This is a genomic window from Mycobacterium terramassiliense, assembly GCF_900157385.1.
Taxonomy (GTDB): domain Bacteria; phylum Actinomycetota; class Actinomycetes; order Mycobacteriales; family Mycobacteriaceae; genus Mycobacterium; species Mycobacterium terramassiliense.
This window is the reverse complement of the sequence record NZ_LT717700.1, coordinates 241578-262081: the sequence shown is the minus strand read 5'-3', so window position 1 is coordinate 262081 and position 20504 is coordinate 241578. Positions and strand designations below refer to the sequence as shown.

General features: G+C 69.4%; 22 protein-coding genes and 2 pseudogenes. 10 read left to right on the top strand and 14 right to left on the bottom strand.

The window, feature by feature from the left end; all coding sequences use genetic code 11:
* Positions 1–12: 12 nt before the first annotated feature.
* Both MTAB308_RS09260 and MTAB308_RS09255 read left to right on the top strand, forming a co-directional pair.
* A complete protein-coding gene (locus tag MTAB308_RS09260) occupies positions 13–1767 on the top strand; it encodes a sensor domain-containing diguanylate cyclase (RefSeq protein WP_077099193.1) in 1755 nt (584 codons plus the stop codon).
* A 79-nt stretch (positions 1768–1846) separates the two neighbouring features.
* Positions 1847–2626 carry an SDR family oxidoreductase gene (locus MTAB308_RS09255; protein WP_077099192.1) on the top strand — a complete coding sequence of 260 codons (780 nt, stop codon included), beginning with the start codon at positions 1847–1849 and terminating at the stop codon, positions 2624–2626.
* Between the two features lie 46 nt (positions 2627–2672).
* Here the strand turns inward: MTAB308_RS09255 and MTAB308_RS09250 are convergent, their stop codons facing one another.
* On the bottom strand, positions 2673–3644 hold the full coding sequence (locus MTAB308_RS09250; protein WP_077099191.1) for an aldo/keto reductase: 972 nt from the start codon (positions 3642–3644) through the stop codon (positions 2673–2675).
* 30 nt (positions 3645–3674) lie between these two features.
* Positions 3675–4673, bottom strand: a complete 999-nt coding sequence (locus tag MTAB308_RS09245; protein ID WP_077099190.1) for a sensor domain-containing protein — start codon at positions 4671–4673, stop codon at positions 3675–3677.
* A 121-nt stretch (positions 4674–4794) separates the two neighbouring features.
* On the opposite strand from MTAB308_RS09245, the gene MTAB308_RS09240 reads away from it, so the two are divergent.
* From MTAB308_RS09240 to MTAB308_RS09230, 3 genes are read left to right on the top strand one after another with little or no spacing between them, the layout of a single operon-like run.
* Positions 4795–5298 carry an oxidoreductase gene (locus tag MTAB308_RS09240; protein ID WP_077099189.1) on the top strand — a complete coding sequence of 168 codons (504 nt, stop codon included), beginning with the start codon at positions 4795–4797 and terminating at the stop codon, positions 5296–5298.
* A 13-nt stretch (positions 5299–5311) separates the two neighbouring features.
* Positions 5312–6808 carry a molybdopterin-dependent oxidoreductase gene (locus MTAB308_RS09235; protein ID WP_077099188.1) on the top strand — a complete coding sequence of 499 codons (1497 nt, stop codon included), beginning with the start codon at positions 5312–5314 and terminating at the stop codon, positions 6806–6808.
* Between the two features lies 1 nt (position 6809).
* The gene (locus tag MTAB308_RS09230; RefSeq protein ID WP_077099187.1) at positions 6810–7124 is read left to right on the top strand and encodes a hypothetical protein; all 315 of its coding nucleotides are present in this window, start codon (positions 6810–6812) and stop codon (positions 7122–7124) included.
* Here MTAB308_RS09230 and MTAB308_RS09225 read toward each other — a convergent pair.
* Both MTAB308_RS09225 and MTAB308_RS09220 read right to left on the bottom strand, forming a co-directional pair.
* Positions 7093–7455: a hypothetical protein gene (locus tag MTAB308_RS09225; protein ID WP_077099186.1), complete on the bottom strand. Its 363-nt coding sequence runs from the start codon at positions 7453–7455 to the stop codon at positions 7093–7095. The two genes, MTAB308_RS09230 and MTAB308_RS09225, sit on opposite strands and share 32 nt — an antisense overlap.
* Before the next feature lie 22 nt (positions 7456–7477).
* Positions 7478–8496: pseudogene (locus MTAB308_RS09220) on the bottom strand (hypothetical protein).
* A 107-nt stretch (positions 8497–8603) separates the two neighbouring features.
* Here MTAB308_RS09220 and MTAB308_RS28855 point away from each other — a divergent pair.
* Together MTAB308_RS28855 and MTAB308_RS09215 are read left to right on the top strand one after the other, a co-directional pair.
* Positions 8604–8768: a hypothetical protein gene (locus MTAB308_RS28855; protein ID WP_157900931.1), complete on the top strand. Its 165-nt coding sequence runs from the start codon at positions 8604–8606 to the stop codon at positions 8766–8768.
* A 16-nt stretch (positions 8769–8784) separates the two neighbouring features.
* A complete protein-coding gene (locus tag MTAB308_RS09215; protein ID WP_173842143.1) occupies positions 8785–9438 on the top strand; it encodes a UdgX family uracil-DNA binding protein in 654 nt (217 codons plus the stop codon).
* A gap of 27 nt (positions 9439–9465) precedes the next feature.
* Here MTAB308_RS09215 and MTAB308_RS09210 read toward each other — a convergent pair whose 3' ends face one another.
* The 5 genes from MTAB308_RS09210 to MTAB308_RS09190 all read right to left on the bottom strand — a co-directional run bounded on the left by MTAB308_RS09210 (position 9466) and on the right by MTAB308_RS09190 (position 14834).
* A complete protein-coding gene (locus MTAB308_RS09210; RefSeq protein ID WP_077099184.1) occupies positions 9466–11259 on the bottom strand; it encodes a thiamine pyrophosphate-requiring protein in 1794 nt (597 codons plus the stop codon).
* Positions 11260–11506: 247 nt separating this feature from the next.
* On the bottom strand, positions 11507–12562 hold the full coding sequence (locus tag MTAB308_RS09205) for a DNA topoisomerase IB (RefSeq protein WP_077099183.1): 1056 nt from the start codon (positions 12560–12562) through the stop codon (positions 11507–11509).
* Positions 12563–12660: 98 nt separating this feature from the next.
* Positions 12661–13059 (bottom strand): heme-binding protein, encoded by a 399-nt coding sequence (locus MTAB308_RS09200; RefSeq protein WP_077099182.1) that lies wholly within the window; start codon positions 13057–13059, stop codon positions 12661–12663.
* Positions 13060–13328: 269 nt separating this feature from the next.
* The gene (locus MTAB308_RS09195) at positions 13329–13823 is read right to left on the bottom strand and encodes an STAS domain-containing protein (RefSeq protein WP_083746489.1); all 495 of its coding nucleotides are present in this window, start codon (positions 13821–13823) and stop codon (positions 13329–13331) included.
* 174 nt (positions 13824–13997) lie between these two features.
* Positions 13998–14834 carry an SDR family oxidoreductase gene (locus MTAB308_RS09190; protein ID WP_077099181.1) on the bottom strand — a complete coding sequence of 279 codons (837 nt, stop codon included), beginning with the start codon at positions 14832–14834 and terminating at the stop codon, positions 13998–14000.
* Between the two features lie 177 nt (positions 14835–15011).
* On the opposite strand from MTAB308_RS09190, the gene mbp1 reads away from it, so the two are divergent.
* Together mbp1 and MTAB308_RS09180 are read left to right on the top strand one after the other, a co-directional pair.
* Positions 15012–15248, top strand: a complete 237-nt coding sequence (gene mbp1, locus MTAB308_RS09185; RefSeq protein WP_077099180.1) for a microaggregate-binding protein 1 — start codon at positions 15012–15014, stop codon at positions 15246–15248.
* A gap of 125 nt (positions 15249–15373) precedes the next feature.
* Positions 15374–15661 (top strand): DUF3349 domain-containing protein, encoded by a 288-nt coding sequence (locus MTAB308_RS09180; RefSeq protein ID WP_077099179.1) that lies wholly within the window; start codon positions 15374–15376, stop codon positions 15659–15661.
* Positions 15662–15670: 9 nt separating this feature from the next.
* Here MTAB308_RS09180 and MTAB308_RS09175 read toward each other — a convergent pair whose 3' ends face one another.
* The 3 genes from MTAB308_RS09175 to MTAB308_RS09165 are packed head-to-tail and all read right to left on the bottom strand — an operon-like array spanning position 15671 to position 18174.
* Positions 15671–16435, bottom strand: a complete 765-nt coding sequence (locus tag MTAB308_RS09175; RefSeq protein ID WP_077099178.1) for an endonuclease/exonuclease/phosphatase family protein — start codon at positions 16433–16435, stop codon at positions 15671–15673.
* Positions 16436–16438: 3 nt separating this feature from the next.
* Positions 16439–17233, bottom strand: coding sequence for a PIG-L deacetylase family protein (locus tag MTAB308_RS09170; protein WP_077099177.1), 795 nt, complete (start codon positions 17231–17233; stop codon positions 16439–16441).
* Complete coding sequence (locus MTAB308_RS09165) at positions 17230–18174, bottom strand: acyl-CoA dehydrogenase family protein (RefSeq protein WP_077099176.1); 945 nt, start codon at positions 18172–18174, stop codon at positions 17230–17232. The genes MTAB308_RS09170 and MTAB308_RS09165 overlap by 4 nt, the downstream gene beginning before the upstream one ends.
* A 201-nt stretch (positions 18175–18375) precedes the next feature.
* On the opposite strand from MTAB308_RS09165, the gene MTAB308_RS09160 reads away from it, so the two are divergent.
* Positions 18376–18951 (top strand): nucleotidyltransferase, encoded by a 576-nt coding sequence (locus tag MTAB308_RS09160; RefSeq protein WP_077099175.1) that lies wholly within the window; start codon positions 18376–18378, stop codon positions 18949–18951.
* Positions 18952–18971: 20 nt separating this feature from the next.
* Here MTAB308_RS09160 and MTAB308_RS09155 read toward each other — a convergent pair whose 3' ends face one another.
* Both MTAB308_RS09155 and MTAB308_RS09150 read right to left on the bottom strand, forming a co-directional pair.
* Positions 18972–19229: a DUF7218 family protein gene (locus MTAB308_RS09155; RefSeq protein WP_077100077.1), complete on the bottom strand. Its 258-nt coding sequence runs from the start codon at positions 19227–19229 to the stop codon at positions 18972–18974.
* Positions 19230–19291: 62 nt separating this feature from the next.
* Positions 19292–20452, bottom strand: a pseudogene (locus MTAB308_RS09150) (catalase).
* Positions 20453–20504 lie beyond the last annotated feature (52 nt).

The window sequence follows — 20504 nt, the reverse complement described above, 5'->3', positions numbered from 1 at the left end:
AAGGGGCAGCCGATGGAGACGCCGGACCCCGACGCGTGCCTGAATGATGTGGCCTGGTGCCGACGCATCGCCGTGCTGGTGGGCTTCACCCTCGCCGCCGCGGCGTGGGTGGGGTGGGCGACCGGTGTCGACCGGCTGACCCGGATCAATCCAAGCTGGCCGCAGATGATGCCGTGGACTGCGTTGTGGCTGGCGGCGCTGAGTGCGGCGATCCTGACACAGTCGGGCCACCCGTCGCGGGGCCGTGTCCGGGCAGGGCGCGGGTTCGCCCTGGTGGTCGGTGCCCTCGCCGTCGTGACCCTCGTGGAATACGCGACGGGCCGGTCCCCGTCGGGGCTGGACCAGGTGTGGTTCGGCGACGCGGTGCGGGCGTCGCAACAGACCTGGCCAGGGCGTCCGAGTCCGCAGACGGCATGGTCGGTCCTGCTGCTGGCGGCCGCCGCGGCACTGATTCGGGTGGATCGGGGGACCCGGGTGGTGTGGCCCGCGTGCATGGCGGCCGGCGGCGCCATCCCGTTCGTCACGGTCGGGGCCTACCTGTTCAACGCAGTGGCGCTGGTGGGCTACTCGCCTTCGACGGGCCAGGCACTCATGACGGCCTTCGCGCTATTGCTGCTCGCCGCCGCGACGTCGCTGGCGCGCGCCGACCGGTTCCCGGTCGCTTGGTTGCTCGCCCGACCCGACCGGAGGTCACTGCTTCGGCTGGCGGGCATCCTCGCCGGTTTTCCGATCGTCGTTGCGCTGTCGCGGCCGGTCTTTTTGGGACTCGGGCTGGGCGAGCATGCGGAGTGGACGTTCTCGGTACTGCTGGGTGCCCTCATCGTGGGGGCGGTCACGTTCTACTTCAGCCAGCGCGAGCAGCAACTGCTGATAGCGAAGGAACTGATCAGCAAGGAGCGCGCCGACGCCGAGGTGCGCTATCGCATCCTCGCCGAGAACGCGGTGGACATCGTCGTGCACCTCCGTGACCGCGAGATCGCGTGGATCTCGCCGTCGGTGGAAGCCGCGCTGGGCCGGCCGCCGCAAGGCTGGACCGGCTCGGATTTCAACCGCCACATCCATCCGCGGGACGTCGAGACGGTGATCGCCGCGCTGCGGAGGGTCGCCGCCGGCGAAGCGGTTCTGCAACGGTTCCGGGTGCGCTCCGTCGACGGCGACTACCACTGGGTCGAGGGCCACGGTAAGCCGTATGTCGACGCCGAGGGCAACACCGACGGCCTGATCGCCGCGGTGCGCGTCGTGGACGATCAGGTCGAGGCGGAGCAGCGACTCGAACGGTTGGCACGGTTCGACACTCTCACCGGCTTGGTGAACCGGGCCGAGGCCATCGACCGGCTCGCCTCGGCGCTGGAGCAAGGCCAACCGCCCGGAACGTACGTCGGCGTCTTGTTCTGCGACGTAGACCATTTCAAGGAAATCAACGACACCTGCGGACACGGCATCGGCGACTTCGTGCTCGCTACGTTGGCGGCCCGGATCCGGGGGAGCGTTCGCCGAGGCGACACTGTCGGCCGGACGGGAGGCGACGAGATTCTCGTCCTGCTGCCCGGCGTCCGCAGCATCGACGAGCTCGGCCAGGTCGCGGAGAAGATTCGCTGTCGTGCCGCCGAACCCATCCACGTATCCGGCAAGACGTTCTCCGCGACCCTGAGCATCGGCGCCACGCTTGCTTTGCCCGGCGACTCCGTTGACACGATCACGGCCCGGGCGGACGCGGCCATGTACCAGGCCAAGTTGGGGGACCGCAACACCGTCGTTCAAAACTAGGCAGCCGAGCGGTCGCCATGCGGCGGGCCGTATCCGGTAGGTTTTTGCCGACGGCAGCTCGTTACAAGAGAGGGCAAATATGTCAAGGACAGTCGTGGTGGGCGCCTCGAGCGGGCTCGGGCGATGCATCGGCGTCGGTCTGGCGCAGCGCGGCGACCGGGTCGCGCTGTTGGCCCGTCGCCGCGAGCGCATCGAGGCCGCCGCGCGGGAGGCGGGACCGGGCGCTGTCGCCGTCGAATGCGACGTGACCGACGAGGCCTCCTGCCGATCGGCGATCGGCGCCGCCGTCGACGCGCTCGGCGGCATCGACAACCTCGTCTACACGCCGGCCATCGGCCCGCTGGTGCCCATGGTCGACACCGACGCCGAGACATGGCGGCGCGTCTTCGACACCAACGTCATCGGAGCCGCGCTGGTCACGGCGGCGGCGATGCCGCACCTGACCGAGTCGGCGGGCAAGGTGGTTTACCTGGCTTCCGACGCCGGCACCTTTGGGCCGCCCTGGCCGGGGCTCGGCGCGTACGGCGTCAGCAAGGCCGCCCTCGAACGATTGGTGGAAGCCTGGCGGGCCGAACACCCGGACGTCGGCTTCACCAACCTGATCGTGGGGGAGTGCGGGGGAGGCGAGGGCGACGCGGCGACGGGAATGACGACCGGCTGGGACATGGACCTCGCCATGAAGGCCGCCCCCCTGTGGGCCTCGCGCGGCTGCATGCCCGGCAAGCTGATGCCCGTCGAGGACCTCATCGACGTGGTCCACACGATCCTGCGCACCAACGCGTCGACGTCGATGCCGGTCGTGGTCGCCAGGGGAGCCCCCGCCAGCCCCGCGGCGTTCGCGGAGTCCGCGCAGTCCTAGCGGCGATCGCAAGCGCGGCGGAGCCGGGCGTCGCGGGTCGCCGCGGTCAGCGCAGCCCCAACTTCTCCCGGACCAGGTCGGTCAGGAACCGCCCCGCCGAGGCGGGCCGGAAGGCGCGCGCCGCGTCGGTGAGCGCGTCACGCGAATCCTGCGGCAGCTCGATGTCGGCGGCGGCGACGTTGAACTCGAGCTGCTCGACGCTGGACGCGCCGGGAATGGCGACGACGCCCGGTAGGTGGATCAACCAGGCCAGCGCCACCTGCGCCGGCCTCGCGCCGACCGTCGTGGCCACCTCGCGCAGCGTCTGCAGCAGCGGCTCGACGCGGCGCAGGTTCTCGGTGCCGAACAGCGGGTTCACCGCGCGCACGCCACCGGGGCGGTTGTCCAGGCCGTACTTGCCGCCCAGCAGCCCCTGCGCCAGCGGGCTGTAGGCGATCACGATGCGGTTCTCGCGCTCGGCGAAGGGCACCAGATCCTCCAGCGCGCCGGCATGGGCGAGCGAGAAATGCACCTGGTTGCTGATCACCGGCCGCCCGAGCGCCGCGTCGGCCTTGCGCCAGCGCGCCAGCGAGTAGTTGGAGACGCCGGCCGCGCCGATCTTCCCCTCGTCGAGCAGGTCGCGCATCCCCGGCATGATCACCGAGTCGGGCACCACCGGGTTGGGCTGGTGGATCTGGTAGAGCGGGATGCGGTCCAGGCCGAGCCGGCGCGCGCTGGCGCGCTCGCGCTGTTTGACCACCGCGGGGAAGGGGGCCACCGGGAATACCTTGCTGGCCACCGCGACGTCGGCGCGCTCGTCGCCGAGGGCCTCGCCGAGGATCCGCTCGCTCTTGCCCAGGCCGTACACCTCGGCGGTATCGAACAGCGTGACGCCCAGGGCGCGGGCCCGGTGCACGATGTCGCGCGCGGCGCCGGAGGCGTAGCCCTCCCCGTAGCCCCACTCCCGCGAGCCGAATTGCCAGGTGCCCAGGCCGATTCGGCTGACCCGTCCCACGCCGTCGACGTCCAGATATTTCATGAGCCCACCCTACTGGGGCGGCCGCGACCCCTAGCCGGGGATCTTGTTGAGCACGAAGTTGGCGATGCTCACCGCCGTGGCCCGGGGGCGGTCGGCGTCGGTGGTGCCGCTGTAGGAGACGTACAGGTCGACGACGACGTTGGCCTTGGCCGCGATCGCGCGGGCGGAGCGCACCTGCAGGCCCTTGGGCGTCAGGCCCAGCGTGGTGATGCCGTTGCCGGCGTCGGCGGGCGCGCTCAGCGAGAACGGGATGGCGCCGGCCTCGGGGATGGTCACGCTCACGGTCGTTCCGCCGCATTGGCGCCACCCGTCCTGCAGCTTCTGCAGTTGCGCCTGGGCCGCCGGCGCGTCGCGAAACGCCGCCGCGGCCTGGATCACCTGGACCGACTTGAGCAGGCTGCGTGTGTCGGAGAATTCCGCCGCGTAGTAACCGAAAAGGGCGTCGACGCTGTAGGCGTCCGGGGTCCCCGGGGCGATGGCGCCCCAGCATTCCGGGCGGTCGATGGTGCCCTCCCGATCGGAGCGGGCCGGATGGTCCCATGTCTGGCCGGCCTCGAGGTTCTGGTCATCGGTGATGGTCTTCAGGTCGCCGACGCCGGCCAGCAGGCTGGCCACCCCGCCCGGCGCGACCGTGGGTCCCGGCGGCGCCGCGGCCGTGGTGCCCGGCGCCACGGGCCGCGACGGGGTGGACCGAAACGCCGTCAGGGTGGCCCACCCGAGCAGGGCGACGACCGCGAGCGTGACGAAGGCGTACGACAGCCCGACTCCGGCCAGCGCGCGGTTTCGGCCGGGCTCGCCCGTGCCGCGGATCCGCGCGAGCGCCAGGTGTCCCAGGATCGCGCCGACGGGAGGGGACAGGAACGCGAACACCAACGACTGCGTCGCGAGCGGGTTGACGGGCCGGCGGTTCGGCGGGGGCGGCGGTGGCGCGACGACCGGTGGCGGCGCGACCGGCGGTGCCGCCGGCGGCACGCGGCCGAGCGGATCGTAACTGAACGGGCCGTACCCGAGCGGATCCTGAGGATTCACGCGACGGCCTCCTCCGTAGCCTGCGACCCTGCCGCGAATGTAGCCCTTCGCGCCGGCAATCGAAAACGGCAGTTCCTACAAGTCGAGGTTTGAGGAATTCGCCATCGGGTACGCGCGCGATGTGGGTTTTCCTGTCGGGTCGTGGCCAGAAAACTGGCACCGCAGCCGGCTGTTTCGAGTCCTCAGCCTCGGCGGCTACGTCGCGTTCGACTTGCCCAGGGTGGTAACGGGTTTGGGCGCCGCCCTGCTCGCCGGCATCGTCGCGACGCACGCGTACCTGATGTACTCGATGGCCACCCGGGACGCGCTGCCCGGGGTCTTCGTGGTGTACGCCGCGGCGATGATCGCGGTGTGCCTGCTGGCGGGGGGCATGGTGTTCGGTCGCAATCCCGCTGTGGCGCAAGCGGGATGGTATTTCGGCAGCGCGCTTTCGGTCGTCGTCACCGGCGTTGACGTCGCCACGCGGATCGCCAGCCTGCCCGGCCTGACCGCCGTCACCGGTCGGTGGGACGTCGCGCCGGCGACCTTTGCGCTCGCCTTCGCGGGCGCCTTCATCGGACTCCACGCGACGGTGCTGCTCGGCATCAATGTGGCCTATCCGCGCCGGCAGCTGTGGGAGGACTGAGCGGGCGGCGCAGATGACACAGATCGTGCTCGATTACCCGGCGTGGCTGCGCATCGACCACTGGCTCAACGTGCTGTTCCTGACGTTGTTGCTGCGCAGCGGCATCGAGATCCTGTCCACCCACCCCAAACTGTATTGGCGTGAGGACAGCAAGCCCGGCACCGAGTGGGCGCGATTTACCACCAAGACCATGCCGACCGACAAGCTCTACGACACCCTCGACGAGGAGGAGGACTACAGCCCGCTGGTGGCGTTGCCCGGCCACAAGAAGCTCGGCTGGGGGCGCCATTGGCACTTCATCTCGGTGATCGGCTGGGTCCTGGTCGGCCTGTCGTACTACATCCTGCTGTTCGCCACGGGTCAGTGGCACCGGTACTGGCCCCACTCGTGGGCGACGTTCGTGGAGGCCGGCAACGACGTCCTCACCTACATGACGTTCAACCTGCCCCCGCTGCTGCCCAACGAACCGCTGGACGCCATCCAGAAGCTGACCTACGCGGGCGTCATCTTCCTGCTCGCACCGTTTCAGATCCTCACCGGCGCGGCGCAATCCCCGGCGATCGAGGCCCGTTTCCCGTGGTTCGTGCGGCTGTGGGGCGGACGGCAATCCGCGCGCAGCCTGCACTTCCTCGGACTGGTCGCGTTCCTGGCCTTCATCGCGATCCACGTCTCGATGGTCTTCTTCTGGGGCTGGGGCCAGCTCAACGCGTCGATGATTTTCGGCTCGGTCCGCAACGTCACGTTGGGAACCGTGCTGTCCTTCGTGATCATCGGCGCGATCGTCGCCATCCACGTCGCGGCCACCGTGTGGAGCCTGCGCCGGCCGGTCCAGGTTCGCCGCATACTCGGCGCCGTCATCACGCGGGCCCGGCTCATGCTGCTGCGCCCCCTGGACTCGCGACAGGACTATCCGGAACGGATGATCTCGGAAGAACACCGCGTCAACGGCAAGCCGCCGTGTTCGGCTCAGTACAAGGTGATGGCCGTGCACAACTTCGTCGACTGGCGCCTGCGCGTGGGCGGGCTCGTCGAAAAGCCGGTGACGTTGGACCTCGCCGCGCTGCGCGCGCTGGCCGAACCGCAGAGCCAACGGGTCCTGCACAACTGCGTGCAGGGCTGGTCGAGCATCGGCGAGTGGAAGGGGCTCCCGCTGGCCGCGCTCGCCGACCTGGTGCGCCCGCTTCCCCAGGCGCGCTTCGTGTGCTTTTTGACCATGCAGGACACCGGCCGCGACGAACCCAGCGCGGAGGGGGAGGGCCAATTCTACGAGGTGATGGATCTCGAACTGGCCTACAAACCGCAAACCATCCTCGCCTACGAGATGAACGGAAAGCCGTTGCCGATCAAGCACGGCGCGCCGCTGCGCCTGCGAGTGGAGACCCAGGTCGGCTTCAAGATGGCCAAATGGATCAACCAGATCGAGTTCATCGACGACCACCGCGGCATCGGCTACGGGCTGGGCGGCTGGCGGGAGGACAACGTCCACTACGACAAGGACGTGGAGATCTGAGATGAGCGACGACGCCGAGCGCACCGACACGATGGTGCGCCCCGAGCTGAGGGCCCTGGACCCGGCCGCCCGCCGCCGGGTGGCGGAACAGATCGCGGCCAAGGGCGGGCACTGCGAGTGCTGCGGGACAACGGAATTCGACGTCGGCGACGCGCTGTTCCTGGGCTTCCTTTTCCTCGACGAGGATCACGACGCCTACATGATCGCGCTGACCTGTCGCAACCCCGACTGCGCCAAGCCGCGCACCGGGATCGTGTTGTCGGAGAGAGATTTCCGCGGCGGGCCTAATGGCGGGGGCGGAACCGCTTTGCCGTAGCAGGTGGGCCGTCGGTGAAGTTCGGCGCCGCGAGCCGGAACCGATCGATCAGGTGCGACAGCGTGCGCAGTTCGTCGCGCAACGCCTGAAACCTGCGCTCGTCCATGGCGTCGAGCCGGCCCAGCGAGCTGTAGTGCACGAGCCGGCGCAACCGCCCGGCCAGCACCGTGCCCCACCTGATGCTGAAGTCATAGCGCTGGCCTTCGCTGATCGCCTCTTCGTCGTCCTTCTTGGCGAGTTCCCGCAGCGCCTTGATCTGTTGGCTGATCAGTTCGACGTCGTTGTCGATGTCGACCGCCGTACGGGTGGTGGGATTGTGTGTTGCGCTCATCGGTTTCTCCTCTGCCTCGGCCTCACAGATGCGGCTTGGCGACGCTGATCACGTACGGCGCGTCGGCCAGCGTGAGGTACACGCGGTGCGGCCCGATGGCCATGCCGGAGAGGGCGGCCGAACGAGCGGCGCCCTCGGGCAGGCGGGACCGGTAGTTGATGACGCGGATCACCGGAATCTTGCGGTCCGCAAAGCCGGTGAAGCTCGCCGTCTCGAGCACCGCCACCTCGCGGTCGGTGGCCGCGTAGATCCGGGTGTCGTCGGTGCCGAGTTCGCGGATCGGGGAGGGTAACTGGGCGCTGGCCAGCACCTCCATCCCCCCGCCGCCGCGGCGCGAGTCGACGGCATACAGGGTGGTGCTGTCGTGTCCGGCGACATAGTCGCGGGTGTCCGCGGCGCCGTCGCCGGCCGAGACCGCGACGTCCATGCCCAGCGCGCCGCGTTGCTGAGGCGGCGACGAAAAGCCTTCGTAGTAACGAATTCCCGACGCTCCGTACAGGTGGTAGTCGATCTTTCGCCCGCGGTTGGCGCCGTCGATGCTGTCCGCGGGCTCGTCGGGGATCGGCGCGGTCGGCAGCTTGCGGAGCCCGTATTGGTCCACCGGCGTCACGGCGGTTCCATCGGCCGAGAGCGCAAGCAATTCCGCATCCCGGCGTCCTCGGCCAGATAGGCGGGGGCCGGGCCGGCGTCGAAATCGTTGATCTGGCGCAGGCTTTCGAGATCGACGGAGGCGACCCTGCCGCGCTCGGGTTGCGGCACGAACACGACCCGGTCGTCCTTCTGGCTGATCTGCAGGTTGCGTCCGGTCGCCATGGGCGTGGACACCCGGGTTTTCGCGTCGTCGGGGCGCGCTCCTTCGGCGACCTCGGCCACCCGGTGATCGTCGGTGATCGCGACCAGCGCGTGCGTGCGATAGGACCACACGGGCTGGCGCAGCGCCGCGCCGACCGACCACAACACCACCTCGGGCGCGCTCTGAAGCGTTGAGCCGGGCGTCGCGCACCCGGCCGCGACGGTGACGGCGCCAACAGCGCCGGCCATCGCCACACGCCACCGCACCGCTGCGTCTCCTTTCGCCCCCGCGTTTGCAGAGGATTACCCGAATATGCCCACATCACACGTGTTTTCCCGCCGCAGGGCGCGTTTTGGTGGCCGCGGCCCTCGGGCGCCGCCGGCGAGCGCGCAACGGCCCGCACGCCGGCGTCGAGTCGCAGGGGGCCAACGTGACCGCCGGACCTGTCGCGGCAATGCTCGACCGGGCCCGCGACGCCATCATGGGAAGGGCTGACATGCGGTTTCTCGCCGGCCGATAGGGGTATGCCCGGGGACATGAGGTCCCCGGGCAGCGCCGCACAGTACCTGCCCGAGGATCGCGGGCTCGATGCCCTGCGAGCCGCGGCCGGCGGCTGCCAGGGCTGCCCCCTGTATGCCGACGCGACGCAAACGGTCTTCGGCCACGGCGACCCCGGGGCGCCGCTGATGCTGGTCGGCGAGCAGCCCGGAGACCAGGAGGACCGCGCCGGCCTGCCTTTCGTGGGGCCCGCGGGCCGGTTGCTGGCGCGGGCGCTCGACGACGCCGGCATCGACCCGGCGCTGACGTACCAGACCAACGCCGTCAAGCACTTCAAGTTCACGCGCAAGGGCGGCAAGCGGCGGATACATCAGAAACCGAGCCGCACGGAAGTCGTCGCGTGCCGGCCCTGGCTCCTCGCCGAGATCGAGGCGGTGCGACCGCAGGTGGTCGTCTGCCTCGGCGCGACCGCCGCGCAATCGCTTCTCGGAGCCGCGTTTCGGGTGTCGGCTCAGCGCGGTGAAGCCATCCGGTTCCCCAGCAGCGTGGACGTCCGCGTGGAGCCGGAGCCGATCGTCGTTGCGACGGTGCACCCGTCGTCGGTGCTGCGCGACCGCAGCGATGCGCACGACGAGGCCTACAAGCTATTCGTCGCCGACCTGCGCAGCGCCCGAAACGTCTACGCCCACTGAGCCGGCGTTCGCTTATCCGTCATCCCCTCAGCTCTTCTTGTGCGGCAAGAACTCCTGCGCCTTGGTTTTCAGCCCCACCTTGACGAACCCGACCCGGTCCTCGTCGCCGGACAGCACCGCCGCGGTGGCCGCCTTGAATTGGTCCCAGGTGGCGTGCGGCGGAATCGGTGGCATGTCGGGGTCGGTGTAGACGTCCAGCACCGTGGGGCGGTCCGCGGCCAGCGCGTTGCGCCAGGCGTCCCCGAGTTCTTCGGGGTCCTTGATGGCCATCGCGCCCAGGCCCAGACTGGCCGCGAACCCCGCGAAGTCGACGTCGGGAAGGTTTTGGGACTCAGCGAATTTCGGTGAGCCCGCCATCGCGCGCATCTCCCAGGTGACTTGGTTGAGGTCGTTGTTGTGCAGGATCGCCACGATCAGGCGGGGATCTGCCCACTCCTGCCAGTACCGCTTGATCGTGATGAGCTCGGCCATCCCGTTCATCTGCATGGCGCCGTCACCGGCGAAGACGACGACGGGCCGGTGCGGGTGGGCGAACTTCGCGCCGATGCCGTACGGGACACCGGGACCCATCGTCGCGAGTGTGCCCGACAGCGAGCCCCGCATGTTGCCGCGGAATCGCAGGTTTCGCGCATACCAGTTGGCCGCCGAGCCGGAATCCGCTGTGACGATCGCGTCGTCGGGCAGCTGCGGGGACAGCTCGGAGAACAACCGCATGGGGTTGATCGGGTCGGCGCTGACCTTCGCCTCCATCTCCATGGTTTCCCACCAGCGCGCCACGTTGGACTCGACGGTGTCGCGCCAGCCCCGGTCCTCCTTGCGGCGCAGGTGGGGGATCAGGGCCCGCAGTGCGGCCTTCGCGTCGGAAACCAGGTTGACTTCGTAGGGGTATCGCATGCCGATGAACCGGCCGTCGATGTCGATCTGCACCGCGCGGCACTGCCCGAACTCCGGCAGGAACTGCGTGTAGGGGAAACTCGATCCGACCGTGAGCAGGGTGTCGCAGTCGCGCATCAGCTCGTAGCTGGGCCGGGTGCCCAGCAACCCGATCGAGCCGGTGACCCAGGGCAATTCGTCGCTCAACACGTCCTTGCCAAGCAGCGCCTTGGCCGCCCCGGCCCCGAGCAGGTCGGCGACCTCGATCAGCTCGTCGCGGGCACCCCTGGCGCCGTTGCCGACCAGCATGGCGACCCTTTTCCCCTCGTTGAGCACCTCGGCCGCGCGCCGGATCGCCGCGTCATCGGGGGAGACCGCCGGCCACTCGATGCCCAGGCTGGAGGGCACCATCTTGAAGGCGTGGGTGGGCGGTGAATACGCCAGCTCCTGCACGTCGGACGGGATGATCAGCGCCGTAGGCGCGCGCTGGGCCAGGGCCACCCGGATCGCGCGGTCCAGGACGTTGGGCAATTGCTCTGGGACGGTGACCATTTGGACGTAGTCGCTGGCGACGTCCTTGTACAGGCTCAGCAGGTCGACCTCCTGCTGGTAGGACCCGCCCATCGCGCTGCGGTTGGTCTGCCCGACGATCGCCACCACCGGAACGTGGTCGAGTTTGGCGTCATAAAGCCCGTTGAGCAGGTGGATCGCGCCGGGGCCCGACGTGGCCATGCAGATCCCGACCCGGTCGGTGAACTTGGCGTAGCCCACCGCCTCGAACGCGCTCATCTCCTCGTGCCGCGACTGGATGAACATGGGCTTGTCGTCGGCGCGCCCGAACGCGGCGAGGATCCCGTTGATGCCGTCGCCGGGATACCCGAATACATGCTCGACGCCCCAGGTCCGCAGCCGCTCCAACAGGTAGTCCGAAACCTCTTGCTTAGACATCTGCCCTCCTAGTCAGACAGTGGGGGTGTCGTCGGGCGCGCGACGTGTTCGCCGCGCCGAACCGAACCAGACCCCGGATCGCCATGGGTTCGACTTTCCGGGCAGCCTTCCGAGCAGCGCTTTCGCGCACGCGTCGGCGCACAGTCCTCCGCATACCCGAATTCGCGACGCTTATTCGTGGGCGGTTGGTCACCGATCATGCGCCACGGCAGCCGGCCGAGCGCCCTGTCAGACCGCTTCGGTCAATTCACGCGCTCCGCGGCAGTACGTCGGTCCCGGATGCGCTGTTGCCCTTGGCAACTCGCCGAATCAGCATGCGGGTGGCCTTCTCCAGGATTTCCTGCGCGGCCTCCGGTCGACGGGCGCGTTCGGCGCGGCGCGCCGCGGCCTCGATCGTCAGCCCCTGCTCGTAACCGGTCACGACGCGCGGGTCCACGTATGACCCGCGCGCCACCGCCGGGGTGTTGCCCAGTTCCTCGGCGACCTCTTTCATGACGGCGGACTCGACGCGCTTGATCACCCGCCGCGACACGGGCGGGTCGGCGTCGACGAACGCCGCGGCCGCCAGCACGGTGCCGTGCCAGGTCCGCAGGTCCTTGACGGAGTACTCGGCGCCCACCATCTCCTTGAACCGGGCGTTGAGGTCATCGGACCGGATGTCGACCCATCCGGAGCCCGCGCGGCACACCAGCAAACGGTCGGTGCGTTGCGGGCGCCGCATCAAGGCACGCACCGCCCGAACGATTTCGGCGTCCTCGATCGCCACGGTGCGCCGCACTCCGCTCTTGGCTGGGTAGTCGAATTCGACCCCGTGGCGGCGCACCGTCACGTGGCTGCACAGCAGGGTCGCCATTCCGTAGGACTCGTTTTCCTCGGCGTATTGCTCACCGCCGGCGCGAAAGTAGCCGCGGTCGAGCAGGCGCAGCGCCACCGCGAGCACCCGCTCGCGGGTTAAGCCCTTGCGCGACAGGTCTTTCGCGATGCGCGCCCGCCACATCGGCAACCGCACCGAGAGCTCCAGGACGCGGTCGAACTTCTCCTCGGCGCGCTCCTGCTGCCAGGCGGTGTGGTAGATGTACTGGCGGCGGCCGGCCGCGTCGGTGCCGACGGCCTGGATGTGGCCGTTGGGATGCGGCGAGATCCACACCTTCTTCCAGGCCGGCGGGATGACGAGATCCTTGATCCGCGCCAGGGTTTCCGGGTCGGACAGCAGGTTGCCCTCGGGGTCGTAGTAGGCGAAGCCTTTGCCCCGGCGTTTGCGCGCGATACCCGGCTTGGCCAGATCGCTGCGTCGCAGCCGCATCTTGACCTCCAGTCCCGTTGGTTGACTGGACAATTACCCGCAGGCCCGCAACGCGAAACGACCCGCCACGGCGCTGTGGCGGGTCGTCCTCGGTGCCATCAGCCGGCCATGAACTCCTGGTAGGCCGACTCCAGCGTTGGCGGCAGCGCGGTGACGTTGCACTGCCGCTCGGTGTCGCCGATCGGCGCCAGGATGCCGCGCAGGTCGTAGTACTGCTGCGGGTGCGCGGTGAAGTAGCCGCGCAGGCTGGACGCGGCCTCCGGCCGCGACTGGCCGAAGGCCGCGGTGACCGCCTGGTTGGCGTCCGGGTGGGCGGCCAGGTACTGCTGCGCCGCCCCCTGCGCCGAGGAAACGGTCGCGTTCACACCGCCCGGGCTGCAGTCGGGCGCTGCCGCCGCCGACGGGGCACCGATGATGCCCATCGTCAGTCCCCCGAGCAGAAAGCCCGCGCTGATACCGGCAACTCGCCGGCGCGCGACGATACTGCTGTTTTTCATGATGAGTCTTGTCCTTCGAGAATCGATCGATTGATTGCCGCGTGATTTGCGATGAGGTTCCCGAGCCCTCGAAAACCAAAGTAGCGGAAGCGAACAGTGCCGCCGCCGGCCCGCACCGGGCGTTGCGGGCCGCAACCGCCCCGTTGCGGCCATCGGGCCGGTTTTCGCTAAGTGGGCGACCAATTTTCCCCGCCAATGCTGAGATTCCTTAGAGAACGGGGCCGGTTCTTAAGCAATCGTGACATCGATCGTGACAAAACCGTGACCTGCTATGGCGTCGACGCGGGCCGCCAGGGCGCATTGTGTTGCGGTTCTCCCTGGCGGGCCAGGGCCGCGAGGAACCGCCGGCGCGCGTGGACGAACTCGTGCGTGTTCTGCAGGGCCTCCGGCACGGAAGCGACTACCGGCAAACCATGGTCGGTGACGATGCCGGTCAGCCGCCGCAGCGCCGCCCCGCTGACGACGTTGTTGTGCAGTTGGGCTTGCCGGTGCTCCTCGTTGAGGACCAGCAGGACCCGAAGCCCGGCGCTGCCCAGGAAATCCAGTTGGCTGACATCGAGCACCAGCGGGGCCTTGAGCCGCGCAAAGCGCCGAACCACCTCGGCGACGAGATCAGCGTTGGACGCGTCGATCTCGCCGTCGATGCTCAGGACGGTGGCCAGGCTGCGCGCGTGGACGCGCACCTGCGCCCCCTCGCAGTCGATCACATAGCGGCTGCGCGGTTCTCCGCAGCCGTCGGGCCTGCCCTCGGGTGAAGAAGTCATGTCTGTGCGCCCCTCGAAGTGTGTGAGCAGGGCGAGCGATCGCGCGGTCCTACACGCCGCTCGGATAACGGCAGCTGTGGACTCAACTTGAGTCGAGCCTAGCCGCCCCGGCCGCCGCCGGCATGGCGAACACCGAATACGGCCGCCGGCGGCCGCCCGATCTTCGTTGTGCGGCTAGGTGTTGGAATGGTCTCGCAGCCTCGTCGGCGCAGCGCCGTCGCCGTCGCCGTCGGCCGATTGGCCGTCCGCGGCGGCGGGGGCCAGCGTGTGCAGCCAGGTGTCGACGTCGGGGCCGAGGACCACCGCGCCGTCGCAAGCCAGCAGCGCCCCGGTGCCGAGCGCGCCGAGCGCGGGCTGCACGGCTCGGACGCGACGGTTGTCGCCTTGCCGGGCAAGCAGTTTGGAGGTGAGGTCCGGCAGGCGGACGGCCTCCGGGCCGGCGATGGTGCGCGGCGGATGCGTCTGACCCAGGGCCGCCTCGACGAGCACATCGGCGACCGTGTCGGCCGCGATCGGCTGGATCAGCCAGTCCTGGACGATCACCTCGCCGTCGTGTGAACTCACCGCGGCGGGATTGGTGGCGAACTCGTACCACTGGGTGGATTTCACGAACGTCGCCGGAACCGGGCCGTCGAGCACGATGGCCTTCGCCGCCCGTTTGGCCTCGTAGTACGGAAACCCGTCGAACACGGGGTCTTCGACACCGGCGACCGTCAACACCACCAGTCGCTGGACGTCCCGCGCGGCGCACGCGCCCACGATGTTGCGGGTGGCGGTGGCCATCGTCTGTGTGATGGTGGACCGCTCGTCGGCGGGCAACGGGTGAGAGACGTCGATCACGACATCCACCCCCGCCAGCGCTTGGAACAGCCCCCGGCCGGACACCACGTCGACGCCCTGAGCGCGGGAGATCTCGACGACCGCAACGTCGCGGGCCCGCAGCCTGGCGACGACGCGGGAACCGGCCGTGCCGGTCGCCCCGATGACAGCGATGGTGATCAGTGACGCCACCCCCTTTTCCGGTCGACGGCTGGAGCTACCCGGAAATCGGGTTTTCAAACGCGCTCGTTCGCATGATGCGCCGCGTGATCATCCGCACAGGATCGGCGCGAGGGTGTTTGGCCGCGTGCCGGACGGGAAGCCGGTAGATGCGAATCAAGACGTAACCACCGAAAGGGAGGTCGACCCATGGGGGATGACAAGAGCGGGCCGCAGGAGGCCGTCAAGGGCGTCGTCGAAGGCGTCAAAGGCAAGGTCAAGGAGGTCGGCGGAACCGTCACCGGCCGCGACGACCTCGTCGAGGAAGGCAAGGCGCAGCAGGACAAGGCCGACGCCCAGCGCGACGCGGGCAAGAAGGAAGCCGAAGCGGAATCCGCCCGCGCCGGCGCCAAGGCCGCCGAAGAGCGCCAGAAGGAAAACCAGTAAGCCGATTCCAGGGGGGTCCGGTCCGGTTGACGGACCGGGCCCCCTTTTTGGTGGTTTCAAAGCGGCGCACCGGGTTATTCCTCGCAAGACAAACGGCAGGTGCCGTGCGGCGGGAGAGGTCGAACATGGGGTTGCGCAACGGGGTAACGAGCGTCGTTGCGTTTCTGCGTGCCGGTTACCCGACCCACGCGCCCGCTCTGGGCTACGCGCCGGTGTTGGCGCTGCTGCCGCGGCGCCTTTGCAGCGACGAGGCCGCGGTGATCGCCAGCACACTGATCGGGCGCCAGCGCCTGCCCATCGACAACGCCGACGTCGGCGTGGAGATCACCAGGATCACCGCCCAGATGCCCTCGTGCGAGGACATCGACCGCGTGCAACGTCGACTCGACGCGATGGGGCGGGCCGGCGGGTAGCCACGAAGCTCACGCTCGCTCCACGTCGACCACCAGCGGCCGGTGATCGGAGATCGGCATCACTTCGGACTCCACGGCGCCGCCGCGCAGGCCGGCGTCGTCGGTCAGGATGTGGTCGAGCTGGCGGCGCGGGGTGGGGGCGGGAAACGTCGCGGCCACCGCGAGCGGTCGCATGCCCGACCAGCGGCGCACCGCGTCGGGCGTCATGTTCAGGTCACCGGTCAGCAACCGGGGACCCGGGAAGCCGCGCAGGTCGCGGATCAGCCGGCGCAGCTGGCGCCGATTCCAGCCGGGCACGAAGGACAAGTGCGTGTTGGCCACCGTCAGCCCGCCCCACGGGGTGTGCAGCTGCGCGATCACCGCCGCCCGCGGTTCCTCGTCGACGACCATCACCCGGTTGGGCCCCGGCAGGTACATCGGAAACCGCACGGGAATTCGCGGCAACCGCACCACCTGCCAACTGGCCGCCGGAAACCGCGACAGCAGCGCGATGCCGTAGGCGGCGGTCCCCGGCTGCTCGTGGCCGGTGGCGGCCATCCAGGTCGCTCCCGGGGTGCCGGAGATCGCGGCCACGAACCGGTGCTCCACCGCTCCCATCGCCTCGGCCGCCACCGCGGTGAGGTCCGCGAGCGAGGACCGCGGCTGGTCGCAGTCGACCTCCTGCAGGGAAAGCACGTCGGGATCCAGACGGCGCACGCACTCCGCCAATCGCGCGGGATGCACCCCGTCGCCGAGGGTGCGGCCGTGCAAGATGTTGAAGGTCGCTACGCGCATCGGCTAGCCGAACACCACCTCGCCCACCGCCAGCAGCCGATGCAGTACGAAGGCCGGCAACACGGGCGGGGCGCCGACCCCGCCCGGCTCGAGTTGGCTGCGAAAACAGTGGGCCGCAAGGCGTTTGCGCTCGAGCGCCCAACCGGGGACGCGCACCGAGTGGGCGCGGTCCCACGGCACCGCGGGATCGGCCGGGCTGGCCCAGTGCCACATCCACACCGGATATTCGAGCAGCGTCACACCGGTGCGCTCGCAGGCCTCGGCGGCCGCGCTCCCCACGGCTTCGTGGTCGGGGTGCCCGTCGCCCCGCCAGGTGGCGGCGCACCAGGTCCCGGGCGCGGCGGCCTCGAGGATTTCCGTGAGCAACTCGGTGACGCGGCCCTCGTGGTCGGTCAGCTCGCCATCGGGCAAACCCAGCGACACCGGGGGTGGGACACCTAAAACGCTTGTCGCCCTGCGCAATTCGTACCGGCGGGTGATTTCCGCACGCGCCCGCTCCTGCGGTGTGGCGCCGGGGCGGTCGGCACCGCCGTCGCTGACCGTGACGACCCGGACGTCGACGCCCGCGGCGACCAGCGCAGCGATCGTCGCGCCGAGACCCAGCGTCTCGTCGTCGGGGTGGGGCGCCACGACGACCAGCCCGGGGCAGGCGCTCAGGTCCACCGGCGGCGGCGGTTTGCGGTCGAGGGCCGCCAGCCACACCGGGACCGGGGTGCCGCCGCGGGTGAGCGGCTTGGCCGCGAACTTGGCGCGATTGCTCGCCGGAAGGGTTGCGCGTGGGCGCTCGATGGTGGTCATTGCGACCGCCCGACGAGCCTGCCGAGCTCGGCCAGGTCCCGCTCGGCGTGGCTTTGCCGGATGTAGATGGTCAGGTCGGCGACCCGCTGGGCGTGCCGGCCGTCCTGGCACAGCGGGCCGGGGCCCAGGGCGCGGCCGGTGCGCGTGATGGCCTCGTCGGCCGCGTGTTCCACCACCGTGCGGGCGCGGCGGGCCAGCAGCTGGGCGGTGTCGGACCGGTCGAATGGGTCCGAGTCGATCTGCATCGCCGCCGCGGCCATGATCGCGTCGCCCGCGGCGAGCGCGGCGTCCACGGCGCCCAGGTGTGCCAGCGAATACGCGTCCGCCGATTTGCTTGTGGCGCAGCGATACAGCGGCTCGGCGACCCTGCGCGCGCCGCCGAGCCAGCAAGCGGCCACGCCGATGGCGCCGTGCCAGAATCCCGGCCGGTCGAAATAGCCGTCGGGATCGCCGACGGCGACGGCCTGGGCGTTGGTGAATTGCACCGCCCTGGTGTCGCTGCCGGCCATCCCGACGTTCCACCACGTGGTCGGCAACGCCTTGACGGCGGGCTCGGCCACCGACACGGCGAACAGGCCCCGCCTGCCGTTGTCCAGCCGCGCGGTCACCAGCGCGTGGGTGCAGAACCCGGCGCCCGAACACCACACCTTGATGCCGTTGAGGACGACCGCGCCGCCGCCGATGGTGGTGGCGATCAACGTGGCGTCGGGGGACTCGGCCGCCCACACGCCCCACAACTGCCCGGAATCGGGCGGCTTGCCGCCCAGTTCGTGCAGGATCGCGACGGCGTCAACGTGGGACTCGGCGATCCGGGCCGCCACGATGTCGTCCTCGGCCAGCCGCGCCAGGCGCTGCCAGCGTTCGGCGGTGCGACCGGAAGCGGGAAGCGGCAACTCGAGTCGTCCGGACTCCAGCCAGTGCTTCACCAACCCAGCCGTCACGAGCAATCACCCGCCGCCGACCCCTCCGATTGCCCGGGGCAACCCACTGCGACCCCCTGGCGGGCACGGTTGGTGTGACACACGGGGGCTGACATAACCCAAAGGTTTGCCCGTCTCACCGCCGCTTAAACGAAAGACAGGGGCGCCGCGCACGGTTCGGCCGGGTTGCATCCCCCGGGGGAGGGGTATCACCAATGCACCATGACACCGACCGAAATGCCCACGGACGTGGCCGTTTCCTGCGCGCACCTGCGAGAAGCGTTGCGCAGTGCGGCCTCCGCGCTCAAGGAGAACGGGCCGCGCTTCGCCTTGGCCGGCAGCTATGCCCTGTGGGCCTTCGGCGCGCCCGAACCCAGCCACGACGTCGATCTCGTGGTGGCCGAGTCCGACGTGGCCAGCGCCGAAGCGACCCTCGCCGGCGCCGGGTTCGCCATCGAGCATCCCCCCGAGGACTGGCTGTTCAAGGCGCGCAGCGGCGATACGGTCGTGGACATCCTGCATCGCATCAACGGCGAACGCGTGGAACCGGCGACGCTGGACCGCGCTGAGCAGCGCGACGTGCTGGCCATCGCGATGCCGGTGCTGCCACCGACCACGGTGGTCATCCAGAAGCTGCGCTCCCTGGGCGAACACCACTGCGACTTCACGAAACTGCTGCCGGCCGTGCGCGCCGTGCGCGAACGGCTGGATTGGGAACACATCCGGGCCCGGACCGCCGACAACGATTACGCGGTCGCGTTTTTGGTGCTGGCCGACCGGCTCGGCCTCACCGGCTGAGCGGGCCGGGCCCGCGCCGGTCAGTGGTTGCGCAGTTTGGCGACCAGCTTATCTTTGGTCAGGCTCGAATAGCCCGACATGCCAAGCTCTTTGGCCTTCTTCCTCAGCTGCGGAACGGTCCAGTCCTGGTATGACCCGGACTTGCCGCCCTTGCGCGCGACCGACGACTTGCCCCGGCCGGCGGCCGCATTGGAAATACGCGCGGCCTTTTCCTTGGAGTCGCCCTTTTTGCGCAGATCCTGATACAGCTTTTCGTTCTTGATCGACGAACGCGGCATGATCCATCCTTTCGACGTTTGCGAGAATTCCCGTCCCCCCACCAGTCAAAACCCGGCAATGCTCATGCCGGCCCCGGGTCGGTTTGGCGTTCCCAGCAAACGATGCCGGGCCGGCGCGGCCGCGAACTCCTCGACGAACGCGTCGGGAAAATCGTCGGCCGCCGCCGTCGTGGTCACGACGGGCCGGTCACTGAGAACGTCGGTGTCCTCGGCCATGCGGGCTTCGATGTTCGCGGCACGCAAGAGCTTGATCGCGGCGCCGTACGCGCCGATCGGCTTACGGTGTTTGTAGGCCTCGACCACGAAGTGCATGGCGTAGCCGTCACGAGAAAGCGTCTCCACCGAATCGGGCCCGCACGCCACCACGACCGCGTCAACATCCGCGCCTGGCTGTAGTGATTCTCGAAGGACTTCGCGCGCTTGCGCATCGCGGCGCCGTCGATCCGCTGCGTGTAATGGCGTAACACGTCGTCATCGGCCGGCGCGGGGCAGCCGCCGCCGAGGGTGTTCTTGTAGTGGCTGGACCGGCCCTGGGATGGCGTGCTGAGAGTAGCCGTCCTGCTGGTTGTTTCGGACGTCGGCCACCGGGCGGTTCACCGGCAGCTGCGCAAAGTTGGGGCCCCCGAGGCGGATCAGCTGGGTGGCGAGATAGGAGAAGTTGCGGAACTACAGCAGCGGGCCGTTGGTGAAGTCGATCCCCGGCACCACGTTGGCGGTGTGGAAGGCCACCTGCTCGGTCTCGGCGAAGAAGTTGTCCGGGTTGCGGTTCAGTACCCTCTTGCCCACCGGCCGGACCGGAACCTGTTCTTCCGGAATGATTTTCGTGGCATCGAGAAGGTCGAAACCGAACGTGAACTCGTCGGCCTCCGCCACCAGCTGCACCCCGAGCTCCCACTCGGGATACCGGCCGGACTCGATCGCCTCCCACAGGTCGCGCCGGTTGTGCTCGGGGTCTCTGCCCGCTATCTTCTGGCATTCGTCCCAGATCAGCGAGTGCACGCCGAGGCGTGGCTTCCAGTGGAACTTCACGAAAGTGCCCTCGCCGCGCTCTTCTCGCGGGCGTGGAAGTCCTCCAGCAGCGTGGGACCCCGCTCGCCGGCGGTCGGCGAATCGTCGGTGTGATCGACGCGGACGCCCTGCTGGGTCGTCAGGTATCCGGTGTCGCGGCGGACCCGCGACCCCTCGAGGTCGCGCTGTTTTCGATCGGAATTGTCGGTGCCCATTTCGGTCGGTTCCACCGCCGCACGGGCGTAAACGGGGTGGTGACGGGCCAAG

Bases quoted from the DNA above. Each gene is read 5' to 3' on its own strand.
- MTAB308_RS09260 (WP_077099193.1), top strand. From the start codon at position 13: ATGGAGACGCCGGACCCCGACGCGTGCCTGAATGATGTGGCCTGGTGC.
- MTAB308_RS09255 (WP_077099192.1), top strand. From the start codon at position 1,847: ATGTCAAGGACAGTCGTGGTGGGCGCCTCGAGCGGGCTCGGGCGATGC.
- MTAB308_RS09250 (WP_077099191.1), bottom strand. From the start codon at position 3,644: ATGAAATATCTGGACGTCGACGGCGTGGGACGGGTCAGCCGAATCGGC.
- MTAB308_RS09235 (WP_077099188.1), top strand. From the start codon at position 5,312: ATGACACAGATCGTGCTCGATTACCCGGCGTGGCTGCGCATCGACCAC.
- MTAB308_RS09230 (WP_077099187.1), top strand. From the start codon at position 6,810: ATGAGCGACGACGCCGAGCGCACCGACACGATGGTGCGCCCCGAGCTG.
- MTAB308_RS09225 (WP_077099186.1), bottom strand. From the start codon at position 7,455: ATGAGCGCAACACACAATCCCACCACCCGTACGGCGGTCGACATCGAC.
- MTAB308_RS09215 (WP_173842143.1), top strand. From the start codon at position 8,785: ATGAGGTCCCCGGGCAGCGCCGCACAGTACCTGCCCGAGGATCGCGGG.
- MTAB308_RS09210 (WP_077099184.1), bottom strand. From the start codon at position 11,259: ATGTCTAAGCAAGAGGTTTCGGACTACCTGTTGGAGCGGCTGCGGACC.
- MTAB308_RS09205 (WP_077099183.1), bottom strand. From the start codon at position 12,562: ATGCGGCTGCGACGCAGCGATCTGGCCAAGCCGGGTATCGCGCGCAAA.
- MTAB308_RS09200 (WP_077099182.1), bottom strand. From the start codon at position 13,059: ATGAAAAACAGCAGTATCGTCGCGCGCCGGCGAGTTGCCGGTATCAGC.
- MTAB308_RS09195 (WP_083746489.1), bottom strand. From the start codon at position 13,823: ATGACTTCTTCACCCGAGGGCAGGCCCGACGGCTGCGGAGAACCGCGC.
- mbp1 (WP_077099180.1), top strand. From the start codon at position 15,012: ATGGGGGATGACAAGAGCGGGCCGCAGGAGGCCGTCAAGGGCGTCGTC.
- MTAB308_RS09180 (WP_077099179.1), top strand. From the start codon at position 15,374: ATGGGGTTGCGCAACGGGGTAACGAGCGTCGTTGCGTTTCTGCGTGCC.
- MTAB308_RS09175 (WP_077099178.1), bottom strand. From the start codon at position 16,435: ATGCGCGTAGCGACCTTCAACATCTTGCACGGCCGCACCCTCGGCGAC.
- MTAB308_RS09170 (WP_077099177.1), bottom strand. From the start codon at position 17,233: ATGACCACCATCGAGCGCCCACGCGCAACCCTTCCGGCGAGCAATCGC.
- MTAB308_RS09160 (WP_077099175.1), top strand. From the start codon at position 18,376: ATGACACCGACCGAAATGCCCACGGACGTGGCCGTTTCCTGCGCGCAC.
- MTAB308_RS09155 (WP_077100077.1), bottom strand. From the start codon at position 19,229: ATGCCGCGTTCGTCGATCAAGAACGAAAAGCTGTATCAGGATCTGCGC.